The 272-nt window shown below is 49.6% G+C and carries 1 protein-coding gene; it reads left to right on the top strand.

The window, feature by feature from the left end; translation table 11 throughout:
* Nucleotides 1-7: 7 nt before the first annotated feature.
* On the top strand, nucleotides 8-272 hold a 265-nt coding region (locus SB658_RS24020), incomplete at its 3' end, for a dihydropteroate synthase (RefSeq protein WP_410602851.1).

Genomic DNA, 272 nt, shown 5'->3' with positions numbered 1-272 from the left:
GAACAAAATGGCGCAGCAAACAATTGAACAGCCTAAACTGATTCATACAAAAAAAGGCGCTCTGTCCTATAAAGAGAAGACGCTCGTTATGGGGATATTAAATGTAACGCCAGACTCCTTCTCTGACGGCGGCAAATACGACAGTACGGAAAGGGCGCTTCTGCATGCGGCGAAGATGGCTGAAGAAGGGGCGCATATCATAGATATCGGCGGCGAATCGACAAGGCCCGGCGCATCACTCGTTTCGGCTGATGAGGAAATGTCACGAGTCA

The organism is Bacillus sp. SIMBA_008, from assembly GCF_046535495.1.
Taxonomy (GTDB): Bacteria; Bacillota; Bacilli; order Bacillales; family Bacillaceae; genus Bacillus; species Bacillus subtilis.
Note: the sequence above shows the minus strand (reverse complement) of the source record. Positions and strands in the feature narration are given on the sequence as shown.